Source organism: Streptomyces sp. NPDC002004 (assembly GCF_053593975.1).
On the sequence record NZ_JBSFDP010000037.1, the window covers coordinates 40999 to 59476 of the forward strand.

15 protein-coding genes are annotated in these 18478 nt (G+C 72.3%); 9 read left to right on the forward strand and 6 right to left on the reverse strand.

Going from position 1 to position 18478, the window contains the following annotated elements; all coding sequences use genetic code 11:
* Positions 1–33 precede the first annotated feature (33 nt).
* Positions 34–717: an MmyB family transcriptional regulator gene (locus tag ACWCP6_RS32180; protein ID WP_450936139.1), complete on the forward strand. Its 684-nt coding sequence runs from the start codon at positions 34–36 to the stop codon at positions 715–717.
* A gap of 9 nt (positions 718–726) precedes the next feature.
* Here ACWCP6_RS32180 and ACWCP6_RS32185 read toward each other — a convergent pair whose 3' ends face one another.
* Together ACWCP6_RS32185 and ACWCP6_RS32190 are read right to left on the reverse strand one after the other, a co-directional pair.
* Positions 727–1518, reverse strand: a complete 792-nt coding sequence (locus tag ACWCP6_RS32185) for a cache domain-containing protein (RefSeq protein ID WP_450936140.1) — start codon at positions 1516–1518, stop codon at positions 727–729.
* Positions 1418–2263 (reverse strand): FadR/GntR family transcriptional regulator, encoded by an 846-nt coding sequence (locus ACWCP6_RS32190; RefSeq protein ID WP_450936161.1) that lies wholly within the window; start codon positions 2261–2263, stop codon positions 1418–1420. Before ACWCP6_RS32190 ends, ACWCP6_RS32185 begins: the two co-directional genes overlap by 101 nt.
* A 313-nt stretch (positions 2264–2576) precedes the next feature.
* Here ACWCP6_RS32190 and ACWCP6_RS32195 point away from each other — a divergent pair, with 313 nt between their 5' ends.
* The 4 genes from ACWCP6_RS32195 (at position 2577) to ACWCP6_RS32210 (ending at position 6631) form a co-directional block, all read left to right on the forward strand.
* A complete protein-coding gene (locus ACWCP6_RS32195; protein WP_450936141.1) occupies positions 2577–3629 on the forward strand; it encodes an ABC transporter ATP-binding protein in 1053 nt (350 codons plus the stop codon).
* Between the two features lie 85 nt (positions 3630–3714).
* Positions 3715–4914 (forward strand): ABC transporter substrate-binding protein, encoded by a 1200-nt coding sequence (locus ACWCP6_RS32200; RefSeq protein ID WP_450936142.1) that lies wholly within the window; start codon positions 3715–3717, stop codon positions 4912–4914.
* A gap of 8 nt (positions 4915–4922) precedes the next feature.
* Positions 4923–5807 (forward strand): ABC transporter permease, encoded by an 885-nt coding sequence (locus ACWCP6_RS32205; protein ID WP_450936143.1) that lies wholly within the window; start codon positions 4923–4925, stop codon positions 5805–5807.
* 8 nt (positions 5808–5815) lie between these two features.
* Positions 5816–6631 (forward strand): ABC transporter permease, encoded by an 816-nt coding sequence (locus tag ACWCP6_RS32210; protein WP_450936144.1) that lies wholly within the window; start codon positions 5816–5818, stop codon positions 6629–6631.
* 56 nt (positions 6632–6687) lie between these two features.
* Here the strand turns inward: ACWCP6_RS32210 and ACWCP6_RS32215 are convergent, their stop codons facing one another.
* Positions 6688–7992 (reverse strand): MFS transporter, encoded by a 1305-nt coding sequence (locus ACWCP6_RS32215; RefSeq protein ID WP_450936162.1) that lies wholly within the window; start codon positions 7990–7992, stop codon positions 6688–6690.
* A 211-nt stretch (positions 7993–8203) separates the two neighbouring features.
* On the opposite strand from ACWCP6_RS32215, the gene ACWCP6_RS32220 reads away from it, so the two are divergent.
* Complete coding sequence (locus tag ACWCP6_RS32220) at positions 8204–10261, forward strand: phosphocholine-specific phospholipase C (protein ID WP_450936145.1); 2058 nt, start codon at positions 8204–8206, stop codon at positions 10259–10261.
* A 223-nt stretch (positions 10262–10484) separates the two neighbouring features.
* Positions 10485–11519: a phospholipid scramblase-related protein gene (locus tag ACWCP6_RS32225; RefSeq protein ID WP_450936146.1), complete on the forward strand. Its 1035-nt coding sequence runs from the start codon at positions 10485–10487 to the stop codon at positions 11517–11519.
* A gap of 147 nt (positions 11520–11666) precedes the next feature.
* Here the strand turns inward: ACWCP6_RS32225 and ACWCP6_RS32230 are convergent, their stop codons facing one another.
* Both ACWCP6_RS32230 and ACWCP6_RS32235 read right to left on the reverse strand, forming a co-directional pair.
* Positions 11667–12605 carry a DMT family transporter gene (locus tag ACWCP6_RS32230; RefSeq protein WP_450936147.1) on the reverse strand — a complete coding sequence of 313 codons (939 nt, stop codon included), beginning with the start codon at positions 12603–12605 and terminating at the stop codon, positions 11667–11669.
* Positions 12602–13615, reverse strand: a complete 1014-nt coding sequence (locus ACWCP6_RS32235; RefSeq protein ID WP_450936148.1) for a phosphatase PAP2 family protein — start codon at positions 13613–13615, stop codon at positions 12602–12604. Before ACWCP6_RS32235 ends, ACWCP6_RS32230 begins: the two co-directional genes overlap by 4 nt.
* A 262-nt stretch (positions 13616–13877) precedes the next feature.
* On the opposite strand from ACWCP6_RS32235, the gene ACWCP6_RS32240 reads away from it, so the two are divergent.
* Positions 13878–14492, forward strand: coding sequence for a TetR/AcrR family transcriptional regulator (locus ACWCP6_RS32240; RefSeq protein ID WP_450936149.1), 615 nt, complete (start codon positions 13878–13880; stop codon positions 14490–14492).
* 171 nt (positions 14493–14663) lie between these two features.
* Here ACWCP6_RS32240 and ACWCP6_RS32245 read toward each other — a convergent pair whose 3' ends face one another.
* Positions 14664–15548 carry a DUF2510 domain-containing protein gene (locus ACWCP6_RS32245; protein WP_450936150.1) on the reverse strand — a complete coding sequence of 295 codons (885 nt, stop codon included), beginning with the start codon at positions 15546–15548 and terminating at the stop codon, positions 14664–14666.
* A gap of 204 nt (positions 15549–15752) precedes the next feature.
* Here ACWCP6_RS32245 and ACWCP6_RS32250 point away from each other — a divergent pair, with 204 nt between their 5' ends.
* The gene (locus ACWCP6_RS32250; protein WP_450936151.1) at positions 15753–18437 is read left to right on the forward strand and encodes an ATP-binding protein; all 2685 of its coding nucleotides are present in this window, start codon (positions 15753–15755) and stop codon (positions 18435–18437) included.
* Positions 18438–18478 lie beyond the last annotated feature (41 nt).

Below are 18478 nucleotides of genomic sequence, written 5' to 3' on the forward strand. Positions count from 1 at the left end.
TGCAGGCCGCAGCGGTAGAGGGGTGGCCACCCGATGGCATACGAGGCACCAGGGTATCGCCCCGCACCGGGCATCACGCCTGAGAAGTTAGCGGCGCGGGACGACCGTGAGGCGCGTGCTTATCTCGAGGACTACTCCGCGCTCCTCGAGGCCGTGCCCTTCCCCTCGGTGGTCTTCGACCACTGCTGGGACGTGGTGCTGGCCAACTCCGCGTTCGACGCACTGTTCCGCGGCGTGGGACCGCACCCCTCGGCCATGCCGCACGACAACTTCCTGCGCTTCGTGCTGTTCCACCCCGACGCGGGCACCGTGCTCGCCGAGCACGAGTCGAGCTGGTGCCTGCCGATGCTGGCCCACTTCGCCGAAGCCGTGCGGTGCAACGGCCAGGACCACGGACTCCGGTCGATCCGCCAGGAGATCGCCCGGGACCCGATCATGGACGCCGCGTACCGGCAGGGCCTGCCGCGCTGGATCCGTGCCGCCGGCGCGGACGCCGTCGCGCACGACGGGGCCGTACGTCCGCTGTGGCACCCGGACCCCCGGTGGGGCCGCACCTCGTGCCGCGTCGTGGGGGAGACCCCGAGGACCCTGCAGGAGCTGGGGTACACCCGGATGACCCTGGTCCTGCGCGAGCCCCGCCGGGTGGCGGGCCCTGCACGTCGGCGTGTCCGACGCGGTGGCGGGCACCTCAGGGCGGTGCCCGCCACCGACATCTGAGCGCCGGCGCTACGGCCGCGACACGACCAGGACCAGCGGTACCCCGTCGCACGGGTACAGCTCCCGGCCGCTCCGCCGTCCCGGACGCGCCCGCCCGTCGAGCAGCGCGGCGAAGTCGGCGCCCTTGGTGAGGGAGCCGGCGAGATGGCGCGAGTCCGCGGACGCGGCGACCCGGCCGCGTGCGTTGACGAGGTGGGCGGGGCCCGGCAGGCGTTGCAGCAGGGGCATCACGGCGCCTTCGAAATGGCGCAGGTACACGTCCACCGCCGCGACCCCGACGAACCGCCCGCCGCTGCGGACGGGCGCGGACAGGGTCAGGCTGTACTCGTCGGAGCAGAGGTAGTCGACATAGGGCCCGGCGACCGCGCGCCGCCCGGTGTCGCGCGGCAGCGCGTACCACTCCCAGTGCGTGTAGTCGGCGTAGGCCGACCGCTCCGGCGTGAGATCGAGCAGCAGCGGCCGTACGCCCCCGTCGGTGCCGGTCTGCCACCACTCCAGCCACGCCGGTACGTCCCTCAGCAGACCGGGCGCCGCGACGAACCCGATGCCCGAGACGAGCGGGTGCCCGGCCAGCCGGGCGTGCAGGGCGGGGCGCAGCGCGGCGAGGTCGTCGGTCGTGGGGTCGGCCGCAAGGCCGTCGAGCAGGGCGGCGGTGTCGGTGGCGGTGTCCGCCACCACCGCGAACACGCCCTCCAGTGCGTCACGGACCCGGGCGGCCACCAGCTGCCCCGCCACCCGGTCCTGCGACGGTGCCGCCGTCGCCGCCCGGCCCTCCTCGGGGAGCCTCGTGCTGCTGACCATGCATGCCCTCCTCGGAACCCGGACCGTGGTGGTGCGCGTCGGCGGACAGGGCGAGCCGGAGCGCGATCAGGCGGGCCACGGAGTCCCGTACGCAGTGCTCGGCGAGCCGTCCCGCCGTGTCGTCGGCCCCATCGTGCACGGCCGAGATCACGGCGCGATGACGATCGGCCACCTCGTCGACGTACCCGTCGTCACCCAGGACGAGACAGAGCAGGACGCCCACTTCACCCTGGAGGGTGATCTGTTCGCGGGTGAGCCGGGCGGACTGGGCGGCGGCGGCGAGCTCGACGTGGAAGCGGCCGTAGAGCCGGCCCCGGGCCGCGGGGTCGACCGCGGCGGTCAGGGCCTCGACGGAGCGCCCCAGTTGACGCAGGTCCCCGGGCTCCGTGCGGTGTGCGGCGAGGCGTGCGGCGGCCCCCGACAGAGCCGCCCAGTGATCGCCCAGGTCGCGCAGTTCCTCGGTCGACCAGTCGACGAGCCGGCCGTGCAGCCGGTCGGCCGCGGGCCCCGCCGGCAGGGTCACGAAGCTGCCACCGCCGCGCCCGCGTCGTGTCGTGACCAGGCCCTGCCTGCGCAGTACCGTCAATGCCTCGCGCAGCGTCACGGTGGACACCCCCAGCTGCGCCGACAGCTCCGTCTCGCCGGGCAGTTGCTCCCCGTCCGCGAGCAGCCCGAGCTCTATGGCGTCGCCGAGCCGCCGTACGACCGTGTCCACCCGCGCGCGGGTGTCGACGGGTGTGAACACCGCGCGTCGCGCCCCGCCCGAGCCCCGGACACCGCTCGCGCCCGCGCCCGCCGCCGCCCGGTCCGGCCCGGCGGGCCGGACCTCTGCCGCGTCCGGGACGCCGTCCCCCGGTATCCCGTCGCAGGAGTCCTGCGCCCCGGTGGCGCCCTCGTCTCGCTCCCGTATCACCCGATTCACCGCAACTGCCCTGCTCCGTATGTGTGTTCGTTGACCCAACCTTTGCTTCGAGGGGGCCTTGAGCTTTGAACTATGGCTTCATATGTTTACCGCTGCGCACGATCAACGCTCGACGGCACCAGAAAGGTTCCCGCCCATGGAGGGAAGGGCAGCCGCCCCCGCGGCGATCCGGCTGCAGGGGCTGCGCAAGGCCTTCGGACGGACCGAGGCCGTCGCCGGTATAGACCTGGAGATGGCGGACGGTGAGTTCTTCTCGATGCTGGGTCCCTCCGGCTCGGGGAAGACCACCGTGCTGCGCATGATCGCCGGATTCGAGAACCCGACGGCCGGGACGGTCGAGCTCGCGGGCCGGGACGTCACCCGCCTCGCCCCGTTCGAAAGGGATGTGCACACCGTCTTCCAGGACTACGCGCTGTTCCCGCACATGACGGTCGAGCAGAACGTCGCCTACGGCCTGAAGGTCCGCAAGGTGCCCAGGTCCGAGCGGCTGAACCGGGCCCGCGAGGAGCTGGCGCGCGTGCGGCTCGACGGTTTCGGCGGACGCCGCCCCGGGCAGCTCTCCGGCGGGCAGCGCCAGCGCGTCGCGCTCGCCCGCGCCCTGGTCGGCCGCCCCCGGGTGCTACTGCTCGACGAGCCGCTCGGCGCGCTCGACCTGAAGCTGCGCGAGCAGATGCAGGTCGAACTCAAGGCCATCCAGCGGGAGGTCGGCATCACCTTCGTCTTCGTCACGCACGACCAGGAGGAGGCGCTGACCATGAGCGACCGCATCGCCGTCTTCCACGAGGGCCGCGTCGCCCAGGTCGGCACCCCGGCGGAGATCTACGAGCGGCCCGCGACGCCGTTCGTCGCCGGGTTCGTCGGCACATCCAACCTGCTGTCCGGAGAGGCCGCCCGGCAGGTCGTCGGCGACGCGGGGACGTACAGCATCCGCCCCGAGAAGATCCGCGTCCTGAAGGAGGCCGCCACCGCCGACGAACCGGACCACTCCACCGCCACCGGCACCGTCGCCGAGGCGGTCTACCTGGGCGATGCCACGCGCTTCCTGGTCGACCTCGACGCGGGCGGCCGCCTCACCGCCCTCCAGCAGAACCTGGAGACCTCCTCAGAGGACGTCGACGCCTTCCGCGGTGCCCGCGTCCGGCTCCTGTGGCACGACCGCCACACCTTCCGTGTGCCGGACACCGCCTGAGCGCACCGCCCACCGGCCCGCCCCGCACCACCGGCACGTTCCGTCCCCCCACTACGTCATCCCCCCAACACGTATGGAGAAGCTCGTGCGTCCGAACCGGACCCTCAAGGCAGCGGTCGCCGTCGCGGCTCTGCTCGTCGCCACCGCCTGCGGTTCCTCCGACAAGGGCGGCGCCACCGCCGGGTCGGGGCTCAACCCGCCCCATCTCAAGGCGCTCCAGAAACTCGGCAAGGGCGAGGGGAAGGTCAATCTGATCGCCTGGGCCGGATATGTCGAGGACGGCTCCAACGACCCGAAGGCCGACTGGGTCAGCGACTTCGAGAAGCGGACCGGCTGTCAGGTCAACGCGAAGACGGCCGCGACCTCCGACGAAATGGTCAGCCTGATGAAGACGGGCGACTACGACGCGGTCTCCGCATCCGGCGACGCCTCGCTGCGCCTGATCGCATCCGGTGACGCCGCGCCCGTCAACACCAAGCTGGTGCCCAACTACGCCGATGTGTTCGCCGGACTGAAGAACCGGCCGTGGAACTCGGTCAAGGGCGTGACCTACGGCATCCCGCACGGCCGCGGCGCCAACCTCCTCATGTACAACACCCGGAAGGTCACGCCGGCCCCGGACTCCTGGTCCGCCGTCTTCGACGACGCGGGCGCGCACAAGGGCAAGGTCACCGCGTACGACTCACCGATCTACATCGCCGACGCAGCCCTCTACCTGGAGGCCACCAAGCCGTCGCTGGGCATCAAGGACCCCTACGCGCTCGACCAGAAGCAGTTCGACGCGGCCGTGGCCCTGCTGAAGAAGCAGAACGCGGACATCGGCGAGTACTGGAGCGACTACCTCAAGGAGATCTCCGCCTTCAAGAGCGGCGACTCGGTGGTCGGCACCACCTGGCAGGTCATCGCCAACCTCGCCGCATCCGAGGGCGCCAAGGTCAAGGCCGTCCTGCCCAAGGAGGGCTCGACCGGCTGGTCCGACACCTGGATGCTCTCCAGCAAGGCCGAGCACCCCACCTGCGCGTACAAGTGGATGGACTGGATCATCTCGCCGAAGGTGAACGCGCAGGTCGCCGAATACTTCGGTGAGGCGCCGTCGAACTCCAAGGCGTGCGCCGAGACCGCCGACAAGAACCACTGCACCGTCTTCCACGCCTCCGACGAGCCGTACTGGAAGAAGGTCCACTTCTGGACCACTCCCATCGAGCAGTGCCTCGACGGCCGCAGGAACGTCAGGTGCGTGCCCTACGCGAAGTGGGTCCAGGCCTGGAACGAGATCAAGGGCTGAGGACGTCGATGAGTGACACCGCGCCGGCCGCCGGAGCACTCCGGCGGCTCGCCGGGAGCCTGCACCGCAGTCCACGGCTGCGGCTCTCCCTGCTGCTCACCGCACCCCTCCTCTGGCTGGTGGTGGCCTACCTCGGCTCACTGGCCGCGCTGTTCCTGTCGGCGTTCTGGACCACCGACTCCTTCACCTCCGAAGTGCTGAAGGTCTGGTCGACGGACAACTTCCACGCGCTGCTCACCGAACCGCTGTACCGGCAGGTCGCGCTGCGCAGCATCGGTGTCGCGCTCGCGGTCACCGCCCTGTGCGCCGTCATCGCCTTTCCGATCGCCTTCTACACGGCGCGGGTGGCCCGCCCCGGCGCGCGTCCGTTCCTGGTCGTCGCGATCCTCACCCCGCTGTGGGCGAGCTATCTGGTGAAGGTGTACGCCTGGCGGCTCATCCTGTCCGAGGGCGGCCCGCTCGACTGGCTGCTGAAGCCGCTCGGCCTGGGCGGCCCCGGGTACGGGCTGCCCGCCACGGTCCTGGTCCTGACCTATCTGTGGCTGCCGTACATGATCCTCCCGCTGCACGCCGGACTCGAACAGCTCCCCGACAGCCTCCTGGACGCCTCCGCCGACCTCGGCGCCCGCACCTGGCGCACCTTCCGGTCCGTCGTGCTGCCGATGGTGTTCCCGTCGATCGCCGCGGGATCGGTGTTCACGTTCTCGCTCAGCCTCGGCGACTACATCGCCGTGCAGATCGTCGGCGGCAAGACCCAGCTGATCGGCAACCTCGTCTACTCGAACGTCACGCTGAACCTGCCCCTGGCCGCCGCGCTCGGCACCGTGCCCGTCGTCGTGATCGTGCTCTATCTGCTCGCGGTGCGCCGCACCGGCGCCCTGAGCAGCCTCTAGGAGGCGTCGTGCACCTGTCCCGCTCCGCCCGGATCGCGCTGCGCACCGCCGCCGCGCTCGGCTTCGCGGTGATCTATCTGCCGCTGATCCTGGTCCTGGTGAACTCGTTCAACCCGGACCGCAGTTCGAGCTGGCCGCCGCCCGGCCTCACCTTCCGCTGGTGGTCGGCGGCCTGGCACGACGACGGCGCGCGCGGGGCCCTGTGGACGTCGGTGCAGGCGGGTCTCGCGGCCACCGGGATCGCGCTCGCCCTGGGCACGCTCATCGCGTTCGCGGTGCAGCGGCACCGGTTCTTCGGGCGAGAGGCGATCTCGTTCGCCGTGGTGCTGCCGATCGCGCTGCCGGGCATCGTCACGGGCATCGCCCTCAACTCAGCCTTCAAGACCGTCCTGGAGCCGCTGGGCGTCGGCCTCGGGCTGTTCACCGTCGTCGTCGGCCACGCCACCTTCTGCATCGTCGTCGTCTTCAACAACGTCGTGGCCCGGCTGCGCCGGATGCCGGGCTCGTACGAGGAGGCCGCGATGGACCTGGGTGCCCACACCTTCCGGGCCTTCGCCGACGTGACTTTCCCGCTGGTGCGCTCCGCGCTGCTGGCCGGCGGTCTGCTCGCCTTCGCGCTGTCCTTCGACGAGGTCGTCGTCACCACCTTCACGGCCGGGCCCGGCGTCCGGACCCTGCCCCTGTGGATCTTCGACAACATGACACGTCCCCGGCAGGCCCCGGTCGTCAACGTGGTGGCGGCCGTGCTCGTGCTCCTCTCCGTCCTGCCGGTCTACGTCGCCCAGCGGCTGTCGTCCGACACGGCGTCGGGCAGCCGGGTGTAGGAGGTGTTCCGCCGGTCACGCCGGGCTCGTGCGTCGCCCGGCGGCCCGCGCGCGGCTCATCGGTCCAGTTCCCGGTGCGCGGTCTCCGGCAGCCGCAGGTACACCGCCGCGGAGACCAGGCACAGCACGGCGACGTACCACGGGAAGAGACCCGGGCTGCCGATCTCCTTGAAGAGGGTGCCGACATACGGGGCGGTACCGCCGAAGAGGGCCACGGTCAGCGAGTACGGGAAGCCGATGCCGGCGGCGCGCACCCGAGCCGGGAAGACCTCCGCGTTGACGGCGGCCGACACCGAGGTGAACCCGGTGAGCAGGACCATGCCGGCGCACTGGACCAGCAGCAGTCCGGTGAACGAGCCGTGCAGGGAGCGCAGCAGCGGCACGCTGAGCAGCGCGAACCCGACGCCGAAGAAGAGCAGCGGGGGACGGCGCCCGAACCGGTCCGACAGCAGGCCGCCCACCGGTTGCAGCAGTCCGAAGAACGCCAGCGAGAGCGTGCCGGCGAGCAGGGCGTCCGACTTCGTGACGCCCGCGTTCAACTGGGCGTAGGTGGGCAGATAGGACGTCCAGGTGTAGTACGCGAGCGTGCCGCCCGCCGTGATGCCGCCGATCAGGAGCGACGCGCGGGGATGGTGCCGCAGTGCGTCGAGCAGACCCGGACGCGGTCCCTGCCGTCGCTCCTCGCCCCGCGTCTCGGTCGCACCGCGCCGTATCCAGAACCCGACGAGACTGAGCGCCGCACCCACCAGGAACGGCACGCGCCACCCCCACGTCTCCATCGCCGCGTCGGAGAGCGCGCCGACGAGCGCGGCCGAGATGCCCGACGCGACCAGCTGGCCCGCCGTCGTCGACACGTACTGGAAACTCGAGAACAGGCCGCGGCGCCCCGGCCGCGCCGACTCGACGAGGAAGGTCGTGGACGCCGCGAACTCGCCGCCCACCGACAGACCTTGGGCCAGTCGTGCGACCACCAGCACCAGCGGACCGAGGACGCCCGCCGACGCATAGGTGGGCGTCAGCGCGACGAGCAGGCTGCTGCCGCCCATCAGCAGGATCGTCACGGTGAGCGCGGCCCGTCGCCCGCGCCGGTCGGCGACCGCGCCCATCAGCAGGCCGCCGACGGGCCGCATGAAGAATCCGACCGCGAACACGGCGAAGACCGACAGCAGCGGGATGAGCGAACTGCCGGAGCCCTTGGGGAAGACCTGGTCGGCGATGTAGGTGGCGAGGAAGGTGTAGGCGTACCAGTCGTACCACTCCACTGCGTTGCCCACGGACGCGGCGAACAGCTGGCGGACGGGGCGTGTCACCGGGGTGACGGCATCGGGGCGGGGGTCAGCATGTGTCATGGCCGCGACCATCCCCAGCCCGGCGTGACCGCACACCTCCCGCATGCCTTCCGCGCACCTTCCGTGCCGGACGCGGGTGTTGTCCCGGCTCGCCCGTTCGTCTTGTGTACCGGGGACTTTCAGCCACGCGCCACATGACCCTTCCCTGACGTTTGCTGCTCTTGGAACACTCCTTTCGCTCATGTTCCATCAGTCACCTGTCTGGACAAGAGGTCACTTCCGCATGGCAGAACTCAACCGGCGCCGCTTCCTTCAGCTCACTGGAGGGGCGGCCGCCTTCTCGGCACTGTCCACCAGCATCGCCCGAGCCGCGTCCATCCCGGCCCAAGGCGCCTCCGGCACGGTGGACGACATCGAGCACATCGTCGTCCTGATGCAGGAGAACCGATCCTTCGACCACTACTTCGGCGCGCTGAACGGCGTGCGCGGCTTCGGTGACCCGCGCCCCGTGACCCTGCCGAGCGGCAAGTCGGTCTGGCACCAGACCGGCGGCGGCAAGGAGGTGCTGCCGTTCCGCCCGGACGCGGACAACCTGGGTCTCCAGTTCATCCAGGACCTCAACCACGACTGGGCCGGCACCCACCAGGCCTGGAACAACGGCAAGTACGACCAGTGGATAGCGGCGAAGAGCGCCACCACCATGGCGTACCTCACCCGTGAGGACATCCCCTTCCACTACGCGCTCGCGGACGCCTTCACCATCTGCGACGCCTACCACTGCTCCTTCATGGGGTCGACGGACCCCAACCGCTACTACATGTGGACCGGTTACACCGGCAACGACGGCACCGGCGGCGGTCCGGTCCTCGGCAACCAGGAGGCCGGCTACAGCTGGACGACCTACCCGGAGCGGCTCGAGCAGGCCGGGATCTCCTGGAAGATCTACCAGGACATCGGCGACGGCCTGGACGCCGCCGGCGGGTGGGGCTGGATCAACGACGCCTACCGCGGCAACTACGGCGACAACTCGCTGCTGTACTTCGACAACTACCGCAAGGCCGCGCCCGGCGACCCCCTCTACGACAAGGCCCGCACCGGCACGAACGCCAAGGCCGGCGACGGGTTCTTCGACGTCCTCAAGGCGGACGTGCAGGCGGGCCGGCTGCCGCAGATCTCCTGGATCGCCGCCCCGGAGGCGTTCACCGAGCACCCCAACTGGCCCGCCAACTACGGAGCCTGGTACATCTCGCAGGTGCTGGACGCGCTGACCTCCGATCCGGACGTCTGGGCGAAGACGGCGCTGTTCATCACCTACGACGAGAACGACGGCTTCTTCGACCACGTCGTGCCGCCCTACCCGCCGTCCTCGGCGAACCAGGGCCTGTCGACCGTCGACGTCGGCCCCGACCTGTACAAGGGCGGCGTCGGGTACGCGGCCGGTGCCTACGGCCTCGGCCAGCGCGTTCCCATGCTCGTCGTCTCGCCGTGGAGCAAGGGCGGCTACGTCTGCTCCGAGACCTTCGACCACACCTCGATCATCCGGTTCATGGAGCGCCGCTTCGGCGTGCACGAGCCGAACATCTCGCCGTGGCGGCGTGCCGTCTGCGGCGACCTGACCTCCGCGTTCGACTTCACGCGCGGCGACAGCGAGCCGGTGTCGCTGCCCGACACCTCGGCGTACCAGCCGCCGGACCACGACCGCCACCCCGACTACGTGCCGACGCCGCCCGCCAACCCCGTCCTGCCCAAGCAGGAGCGTGGCTGCCGCCGGGTGCGCCCGCTGCCGTACGCCCCGTACGTGGACGGCGTCTCCACCCCGTCGACCGGTCGCTACACGCTCACCCTCAGCGGCGGCGACGCCGCGGGCGCCGCCTTCTACATCACCTCGGGCAACCGCACCGACGGCCCCTGGACGTACACGGCCGAAAAGGGCAGGACGGTCTCCGACACCTGGAACTCCGCGTACTCGAAGGGCGCGTACGACCTGACCGTCCACGGGCCCAACGGATTCCTGCGCACCTTCCGCGGCCCCAACAAGGCCGCGGGCCCCGAAGTCACCGCGCGGCATGTCGCGAGCAGCGGCACCCTCGCGCTGACGATGAAGAACGCCGGTACGAGCGACGTCAACCTGACGGTGAGCGACGCCTACGGCGGCTCCCGCCAGACCTTCAAGGTCCGCGCGGGGGCCACGGTCACCTACTCCGTGGATCTGCGCGCCGGCAAGCGGTGGTACGACGTCACGGTCGTCTCCGACGCGGACAAGACCTTCCTGCGCCGCTTCGCAGGCCACGTGGAGAACGGTCAGGCAGGGACGAGCGATCCGGCGATCCTCACGGCGTGACGCCCCTCAGGGCGCCTCGGGAGGGCCGAGTCCCGGGGCGCCCGGTCGCCGGTCACGCCTCGGGCGTGCGGGTTCGGTGCACCGTGGCGCGCGCCGCGCGCAGGGTGCGGGCCGGCGCCGGGCGGGCACGACGGGATCCGTCGCTTCGTACGACATCCCGGGACCGTGCGGCCATCTCGACACCGGCGCTCGTCCTCATGGGATCTCGCGGTAGTGTGCCCCGGTGACTACGCATTCGAACACTCCTGCAGGGTGGTACCCGGACCCGCAGGGCACGCCCCAACTGCTGCGGTGGTGGGACGGCTCCCAGTGGACCCAGCACACCAGCCCCGGCCAGGGAGCGGCACCGGGTCACCAGGCGCAGCAGGCCGCGCAGATTCCCCATCAGGGGCAACCTGTTCAGCAGCCGGGCGTACAGCAGCAGGCGGGACAGCCTGCCCAGCAGCAGTTCCAGCAGCCGGCGGGACAGCCCGCCCAGCAGCAGTTCCAGCAGCAGGCTCCGCAACAGCAGTTCCAGCAGCAGGCCCCGCAGCAGCAGGGCTTCCCGCAGCAGGGCTTCCAGGGGCAGGTGCCGCAGCAGGCTTCGCAGACCGACGCGGCCCGCGTGCAGCGCCAGGTGCAGCAGCAGGCCGGCGTCGCGTCCGCCGGTCAGGGCGGCGGAACGCTGTTCACCGAGCCCGTGCTCGTGGTGAACCAGAAGGCCAAGCTGATCGAGGTGACGAACGAGTACAGCGTCTTCGACCAGAACGGCAACCAGATCGCCTCGGTCGCCGAGGTGGGGCAGAGCACCGCGAAGAAGGTGCTCCGCGTCCTGTCCAGCCTCGACCAGTACATGACCCACAAGCTGGAGATCCGCGACGCCTACGGTCAGCCGCAGTTGCTGCTGACGCGTCCCGCGAAGTTCATCAAGTCGCGGGTCGTCGTGGAGCGTCCGGACGGTACGCCGGTCGGTGAGATCGTGCAGCAGAACGCCATCGGGAAGATCAACTTCTCGATGCAGGTCAACGGCCAGCACGTGGGCGCCATCAAGGCCGAGAACTGGCGTGCCTGGAACTTCGCCATCACCGACCACGCGGACAACGAGGTCGCCCGGATCACCAAGACCTGGGAAGGCCTCGCGAAGACCATGTTCACCACGGCGGACAACTACGTCCTCCAGATCCACTACCAGCTGCCCGACCCCCTGCTGAGCCTCGTCGTCGCGACGGCCCTCACGGTCGACACGGCGCTCAAGCAGGACGCCCGCGGTCTGGGCTGACCCGCCGGAATGCTCCCCGGGCCCGTACGGCCCGTCGGTCCCGGAAGGCCATCGGCCTTCCGGGACCGCGCCGTTTCGTCCCCCGGGACCGCGTGGCCGGCGGCGCGGTCCCGACGGCCACGGTCGGTGCCGGGTGTGCTGCGCGGGTCACGGCAGACGCATCAGATGCCGGCGCCCGTCCTGCGGTGGGCGGGGCGGCGGGACGCACGCCTCTGGCAGATCCGCCAGATCGTCGGGGACCGGAACGTGCGGCCCTGTCGGCTCCTTCGCGGGCCGCGCGAGGACGACCACACCGCGGCCCGCCGCCAACGCACCGCCCAGCGCGAGCACAGGACCCACCGGTCCGCCCTGGAGCTGCTCCCCGAGCAGCGTCAGTCCGATCACGGACGCGGCGACCGGGTTGGCCAGGGTGACCACGGCGAGCGGCGCGCCGAGCCCGCCCCGGTAGGCGGTCTGCGACAACAGCAGCCCGCCCACCGCGAATCCGGCGACCAGCAGCGCCACGACGATCACGCGAACGCTCAGCACAGGACCCGAACGGTCCGTCGCGGCCACCGTCACCGTCTGCGTCAGTGCCGACGCCACACCGGACGCGACGCCGGACGCCGCCGCGTGCCGCAGTCCCGGCCGTCCGCCCGGGCGGCACAGCACGCCGATCAGGAGCGCCGTCGCCGCCGTGACCTCGAGTGCCTCCGCCAGTGACAGCGTGTCGTCCGGTGCCGGTCCCGAGGCCGTCAGCAGCAGCGCGCCGAGCCCGACCAGGGTCAGGGCCGTACCGCGCCACTCCACCTCGGTGACCCGGCGCCCCGCCAGGCGGGCACCGAGCGGCACCGCCGCGACCAGCGTCAGCGCGCCGAGCGGCTGCACCAGGGTGAGCGTGCCGTACTTCAGTGACGCCACATGCATCAGGGCGGCCCCCGCGTTCAGCAGGACCGACCACCACCAGGCGGTGGTGCCCAGCAGCCGCAGCACTCCGCCGCCGGCGTCCGCGGAGCGTGCGGCCAGCCGCTCCTGGGCCACGGCGGCGGCCGCATAGGCGCACGCGGACAGCAGCGACAGCGCGACGGCGACGACCGTGGCGTTCATCGTGCGGCCCCGGAGCGTGCGAGACCGTCGGCGTCCGGCCGGGCAACGCCGTCGGCACCCGGCCGGACGACGGCGCCGGAGCGCGCGACCCCGTCCGTCCCCGCGCGGACGACGGTGCCGGCCGGTACCAGGCGGGACGCGGCTGTCGGCGGCCCGGGCGGCGCGCCGGTCCCGGCCCGTGCGCCGTGCGCCGACTGCGCGGGGATCGCCGCGGACGCCGGGCGGCCCCGCCCCGGTGCGGCGCCGGCGCCCCCGCGTCGTACGACCCGGGAGCGGGACGCCGCCGCGCGCGGCGTCCCGACCGCCCACAGGGCGACGCCGAGCAGCGCCGCGGCCACGATCGAGTCGAGCCAGTAGTGGTTGGCGGTGGCGACGATGACCAGGAGGGTCAGCAGGGGGTGCAGGAGCCAGAGCCACCGCAGACGTGAACGGGTCGCCGCGATCAGGCCGATCGCGAGCATCAGGGCCCAGCCGAAGTGCAGGGACGGCATCGCCGCGAACTGGTTCGCCAGTGTGTCGCTGCCCGGCTTCGCCCCGTACACCGTCGGCCCGTACACCCGTCCCGTGTCCACGAGTCCGGCGTCGGCGAGCATGCGCGGGGGTGCCAGGGGGAAGGCGAGGTGCAGCACCAGGGCGGCCGAGGTGAGCGCCGCCAGCGCGCGGCGCGTCCGTATGTAGTGGTGCGGGCGCCGCCAGTACAGCCACCCCAGGAACAGCAGCGTCGCCGGGAAGTGCACGGCCGCGTAGTACGTGTTCGCCAGCCGGACGACCGTCTCGCTGTGCAGCATCACGTGCTGCACGGCGCCCTCGCCGGGCAGATGGACGGCCCGTTCCAGCTCCCACACCCGGTGCGCGTTGTGGAACGCCTCGTGGGTGTGGCCGTTCGCCAGCAGCCTGCCGCCCTTGTAGACGAGGAAGAGCCCCAGGACGAGCAGGAGTTCACGGACCAGCGGCGGTCGGCCGGTGACGGTGTCCGGCTCCGCCGCGGCAGGCTCGGTGCGGGCTTCCATCCCCGGCCCCTTTGCATGACGGATGGGTGGTGGTGCGGGTGACGAGCGGGGTCCCGCGCCCTTGCGACGGAGATCCCCCGCTTCCCGGCCGGGGCCGGGGAGCGGGGGGAGGTCCGGACGGGGGAGGTCCGGACCCAGCTCATCGATACGACAGTGTACCGATACGCCACTGTACCGATACGGGCGCGTTCCGGTACAGTGGCGTATCGGTACACTGGGTACCGGCCGGTGGCCACGGACCGACGAGCGAGGGAGCAGCGCCATGACGTCGCAGGAAGCAGAGGCGGGTCCCTCGTCGCGCCGCTCCAAGATCACGCCCGAGCGGGAGCGGGAGCTCTACGACGCGGTCCTCGACGAGCTGCGCGAGAGCGGGTACGAGGCGCTGACCATGGAGGCCGTCGCCGCCCGCACCCGGTGCAGCAAGTCCACGCTCTACCGGCAGTGGAAGGCCAAGCCGCAGTTCGTCGCCGCGGCCCTGCGCGCCACCCGCTGTGTGAAGTTCGCCGACATCGACACCGGCACCCTCGCGGGAGACCTGCGCGCCGCGGCCCGGGCCGCGGGCGAGCGCTCCGGCAGCGACACCAAGCTGGTGCACGCGCTCGGCCACGCCGTCCTTCAGGACGCCGAGCTCCAGCAGGCGCTGCGCGAGGCGCTCGTCGAACCGGAGGTCGCCGCGGTGAACGCCATGCTCGACCGCGCGGTCGCCCGGGGCGAGCTCCCGGCGAACCACCCGGCCGCGGAGTTCGTGACGTCGCAGCTTCTCGGCGTGCTCCGCGTCCGGCCCGTCCTCGAGGGGATCTACGCGGACGCGGACTACATGGCCCGGTTCGTCGAGGCCGCGGTGCTGCCCGGTCTCGGCCTCACCGGGTCCACCTGATCGTCAGGCCGCCGTCCGACGGATGACAGGACGGCGGCCCGGCCCGCGCCGCACCGTGGGGACGGGGACGGCGCGCATCCCCGGCCGGGCGGGGCTCCCTTCGAGCGGCGGGAGCCCTGCCCGGCCCAGTGCTTCCCGGGGGCGGGCCGACGGGGCCGCCGGCCCGCCCCCTCATGTCTCCTGGCCGCGCTCCGCGGGCGCACCCGCGCCGTCCGCCTCCTTGATCCCCCGCGTGATCTCGTCGATGACCGACACCTTCGGCGCCCCGGCTCCGATGTCGATACCGAACCGGACGAGGACCAGGCGACGGCCGGCGGCCGGGGACGGGAAGGCGAGTGACTCGACGTACCCCTCGGCGCCGCGGGCCGTGGTGACCTTCCAGCGGACGAAGTACCCCTTGCTGCCCGCCACTTCCACCGCGCCCGACGCCACCTCGTGGTGTGCGCGGATGCTGCCGTAGGCCTTCGTGCCGTACGACTGGCGTGCGTTGTTCGCGATGTCCTCCTCGGCCGCCGCCCGCGCCGTCGTCCCGGTCACCTTCAGCTCCGCGGCCGGGGCCGAGTCCGCACCGCCGCGCACGCACTGCTGCGCACGGTCGCCCGGGCACGGATACGGGTCGGCCGACACCCCGGCACCGGCCAGCCCCGACTGTCCGGTCCAGCCGTCCGGCACCGGCAGACGGATACCGCTCGCCAGGTCCGTGGCGTAGCCGTCCCTGACGGATGGTGCGCCGGGCCGGCCGGAGGGACCGGGAGATCCCGGCACACCGCCCCGCCCGTGCCGCGGCCCGGTCCGGGCGGCCCCGTGGCGTGCGTCGGCGCGTCCACCGTCGGACGAGGCCAGCGCGTGCAGACCCGCGCCGATCCCCGTCAGCACCACCAGGACCACGGCGGCGGCGATCCCGCGCAGCCGCCTGCTGCGCGAGGCGGTGGGTGCCTGCGCGACCGCCCGGGTGTGGACGGTCCACACCCGGCCGTCCCACCAGCGTTCGCTGCGCGGGCCGTCGGTTGCCTGCCCCGGATCGGGGTACCAGCCGGGAGGAGTCACCTGCGTCATGGGGCAACAGTACGAGGGGTGCGTGAAGGGCGGATGAGAGCCGGGCCGGGACGGCGCCGGCGCCCGCCCGTGCCGGACGGTGGACGTCCGCGTCAACCATGTCACCCATCAAGGCAATTGGTGCTGCGAGACCGCACCACTGAGCGCTTGCTCCGGCTAGTCTCGGGGCGGTACGTGGATGGAGCGACCTGGGGAGGTAGCGGGATGACGCAGGCCAGGCCAGAGCGAGCCGCCTCGTCCTCGCTGTGGGAGCGCGACACGGAAATCGCCGAGGTGGCACTCGCACTCGACGCAATGCGCGACGGTGCCGAATCCGGCAGTCTCCTCGTGTTCAGCGGTGAGGCCGGCATCGGCAAGACCGCTCTGCTCGGCGAGGTGCGACGTCTGGCACACAGCCGCGGCCGCATCACGGTGTGGTCCGTGCGCGGCGGCGAGACCGTCACGTCAGTCCCGTTCAACGTCGTACGCCAACTCCTCCAGCCCGCCCTCGTGTCGATCACCTCCGAGGAGGCCCGCGAGTACTTCGGCGACTGGTACGACATCGCGGGCCCCGCGCTCGGCATAGCCGAACCGAGCGGGCGGCAGGCCGACCCGCAGGGCGTCATCGACGGTCTGGTCGCCGCGGTGCGCCGGCTCGCCCGGCTGAACTGGCCGCTGGTGCTGCTCATCGACGACGCGCAGTGGGCCGACCCGGAGACGCTTCGCTGGCTCGCCGCCTTCGCCGAACGTCTCGACGACCTGCCGGTGCTCCTCGTGGTGGCACACCGCACCGGTGAGGCCAAGGGCGACAGCGCCCGCTGTCTCGAACGCGTCGGCAGGGCCGCCCGCCCGCACACCACCCTCCACGCGCTCACCCCCGACGCCACCGCCGGACTCACCCGCCTCACACTCGGCGAGCACGCCGACGCCCCGTTCTGCCGTGAGGTCTGGGCGGTGACCGGCGGCAACCCGTACGAAACCGTGGAACTGCTCGCCAAGGTCCAGGACAGCGACCTCGACCCCGTCGAGGCCTCGGCCGGCGAACTGCGGCCCCTCAACAAGTCGGCACGCGGCCGGGGACTCGTCGACCGCCTGGAGAATCTCGGCACGGACGCCACCCGGTTCGCCTGGGCCGCGGCCATTCTCGGCACCCGCATCCCGCTGGACCTGGCCGCCGGCCTCGCGGGCCTCCAGCGCGACGACGCCGAGCGCTGCGCCGCACGGCTGCGCACCGCCCGCATCCTCGTCCCCGCGGAGGAGGCCGGCGTCGAGGGGTCCGTCCCCGGTGAATGGGAGTTCGTCCACCCGCTGATCGCCAGCGCCGTGTACCGCGCCATCCCCTCGGCGACCCGTACCGCGATGCACGGTCAGGCGGCGGCCGTCGTCACCCACTCCGGGCGGGGCGCGGCCGCGGCCTCCCGGCACCTCCTCGAGGTCCACCCCGACGACGACCCCGAACTGGTCGAGCAACTGCGCCAGGCCGCACGCGAACACCTCGCCGTCGGCGCCCCGGACGCCGCCCGGCGCTGCCTCGAACGCGCCCTGGACGAGCCGCCCCTGCCCTCCGCCCACGCGCAGGTGCTCTACGAACTCGGCTGCGCCACCCTCCTCACCTCACCCTCCACCACCATCGAGCACCTGCGTGACGCGCTCGCCATGCCGGGACTCGAACCGGGGCTCCGGGTCGACGCCGTGGTCCGGCTCTCGCAGGCCCTCGTCCACAACAACCAGCTGGAGGAGGCGGTCCGCGCCGTCGACGAGGAGGCCGCACGGCTCGAACCGGGCCCGGCCCGGCTGCGGTTGCTCGCCGTGCACTACATGTGGGAGGGCATCCACGCCGGCGAGGAGGACTCGCCGGGCCGCTCCCGCAGCCTCAAGCAGCTCGCCGACCCGCTCACCGGCCGCGACAACTCCGAGCGGGCGCTGCTGATCCTGCGCGCCTTCGACGCGATGACCCGCGGCGAGAACGTGGAAGAAGTGGTCGAGCTCTGCGACCGCGCCCTCGTCAACGGCCGCCTCGCACCCGGTCTCGGCTGGACCGACACCGAGTGGGGCTTCGAGCTCCTCGTCATGCTCGGCAGCTGCTACGCCTTCAGCGACCGGCTGGACCGTGCCGAAAGCCTCTTCCAGGAAGCCCTGCGCACCTACGAGACCGCGGGCTGGAGCGGCGGCCACCTCGCCCTGGCGCACGCGTTCGTCGGCTATGTGCACCGCAGGCGCGGCCGGCTCGCCGACGCGGAGGGGTTCCTGCGCGAGGCGCTGCGCCTCGCCGACCGGGTCGGCCGCGGCCTGCCCATGCACTGGGACGCCGCGTGCATGCTCATCGACACGCTGCTCGCCCGCGGCCACGTCGACGAGGCGGCGGAGATCGCCGAGCGCTATGCCTTCGCGCCGCCCTATCCGTCCACGATCGTCATGCCGGACGTCCACTCCGTACGCGGGCGGCTGCTCATCGCCCTGGGCCGGACCAAGGAGGGCGTCAGCGAACTGGAGGCGGCCGAGAAGGCCGCGGCCGCCCGCGGCAGGCACAACACGATCATGGCGCCGTGGGCGGGCGACCTGGCCCGGGCACTGGCCCAGGACGACCAGACACGGGCCGCCGCACTCGCGGCTGACGCCCGTATGCAGGCCGAGCGGTTCGGCACCGACACCGCGATCGGCGAGGCCCTGCGCTGCGCCGCCGCGCTGGAGCGCGGCCAGCGCTCCATCACGCTCTACGCCCAGGCCGCCGCCTACCTGGAGGCGTCCCCGTGTGCGTACGAACACGCCGTGGCCCGCGTCGAGTACGGGATCGCCGCGCGTTCCGTGGCCGAGCTCACCAAGGGGCTGACCCTGGCGCGCAGCTGCGGGGCGGACGGCCTGGCCGCACGGGCCCAGGAGGTGCTGGACACCGGGCGCGGCCTGCGCTGAGGCCCGCGGCAACAGCGGCCCGGGGCGAACCGCTCGTCGCC

What these genes read in the sequence shown, in the direction of transcription:
- ACWCP6_RS32180 (WP_450936139.1), top strand. Translation starts at nt 34, where the DNA reads ATGGCATACGAGGCACCAGGGTATCGCCCCGCACCGGGCATCACGCCT.
- ACWCP6_RS32185 (WP_450936140.1), bottom strand. Translation starts at nt 1,518, where the DNA reads ATGGTCAGCAGCACGAGGCTCCCCGAGGAGGGCCGGGCGGCGACGGCG.
- ACWCP6_RS32195 (WP_450936141.1), top strand. Translation starts at nt 2,577, where the DNA reads ATGGAGGGAAGGGCAGCCGCCCCCGCGGCGATCCGGCTGCAGGGGCTG.
- ACWCP6_RS32205 (WP_450936143.1), top strand. Translation starts at nt 4,923, where the DNA reads ATGAGTGACACCGCGCCGGCCGCCGGAGCACTCCGGCGGCTCGCCGGG.
- ACWCP6_RS32215 (WP_450936162.1), bottom strand. Translation starts at nt 7,992, where the DNA reads ATGGTCGCGGCCATGACACATGCTGACCCCCGCCCCGATGCCGTCACC.
- ACWCP6_RS32220 (WP_450936145.1), top strand. Translation starts at nt 8,204, where the DNA reads ATGGCAGAACTCAACCGGCGCCGCTTCCTTCAGCTCACTGGAGGGGCG.
- ACWCP6_RS32230 (WP_450936147.1), bottom strand. Translation starts at nt 12,605, where the DNA reads ATGAACGCCACGGTCGTCGCCGTCGCGCTGTCGCTGCTGTCCGCGTGC.
- ACWCP6_RS32235 (WP_450936148.1), bottom strand. Translation starts at nt 13,615, where the DNA reads ATGGAAGCCCGCACCGAGCCTGCCGCGGCGGAGCCGGACACCGTCACC.
- ACWCP6_RS32240 (WP_450936149.1), top strand. Translation starts at nt 13,878, where the DNA reads ATGACGTCGCAGGAAGCAGAGGCGGGTCCCTCGTCGCGCCGCTCCAAG.
- ACWCP6_RS32245 (WP_450936150.1), bottom strand. Translation starts at nt 15,548, where the DNA reads ATGACGCAGGTGACTCCTCCCGGCTGGTACCCCGATCCGGGGCAGGCA.
- ACWCP6_RS32250 (WP_450936151.1), top strand. Translation starts at nt 15,753, where the DNA reads ATGACGCAGGCCAGGCCAGAGCGAGCCGCCTCGTCCTCGCTGTGGGAG.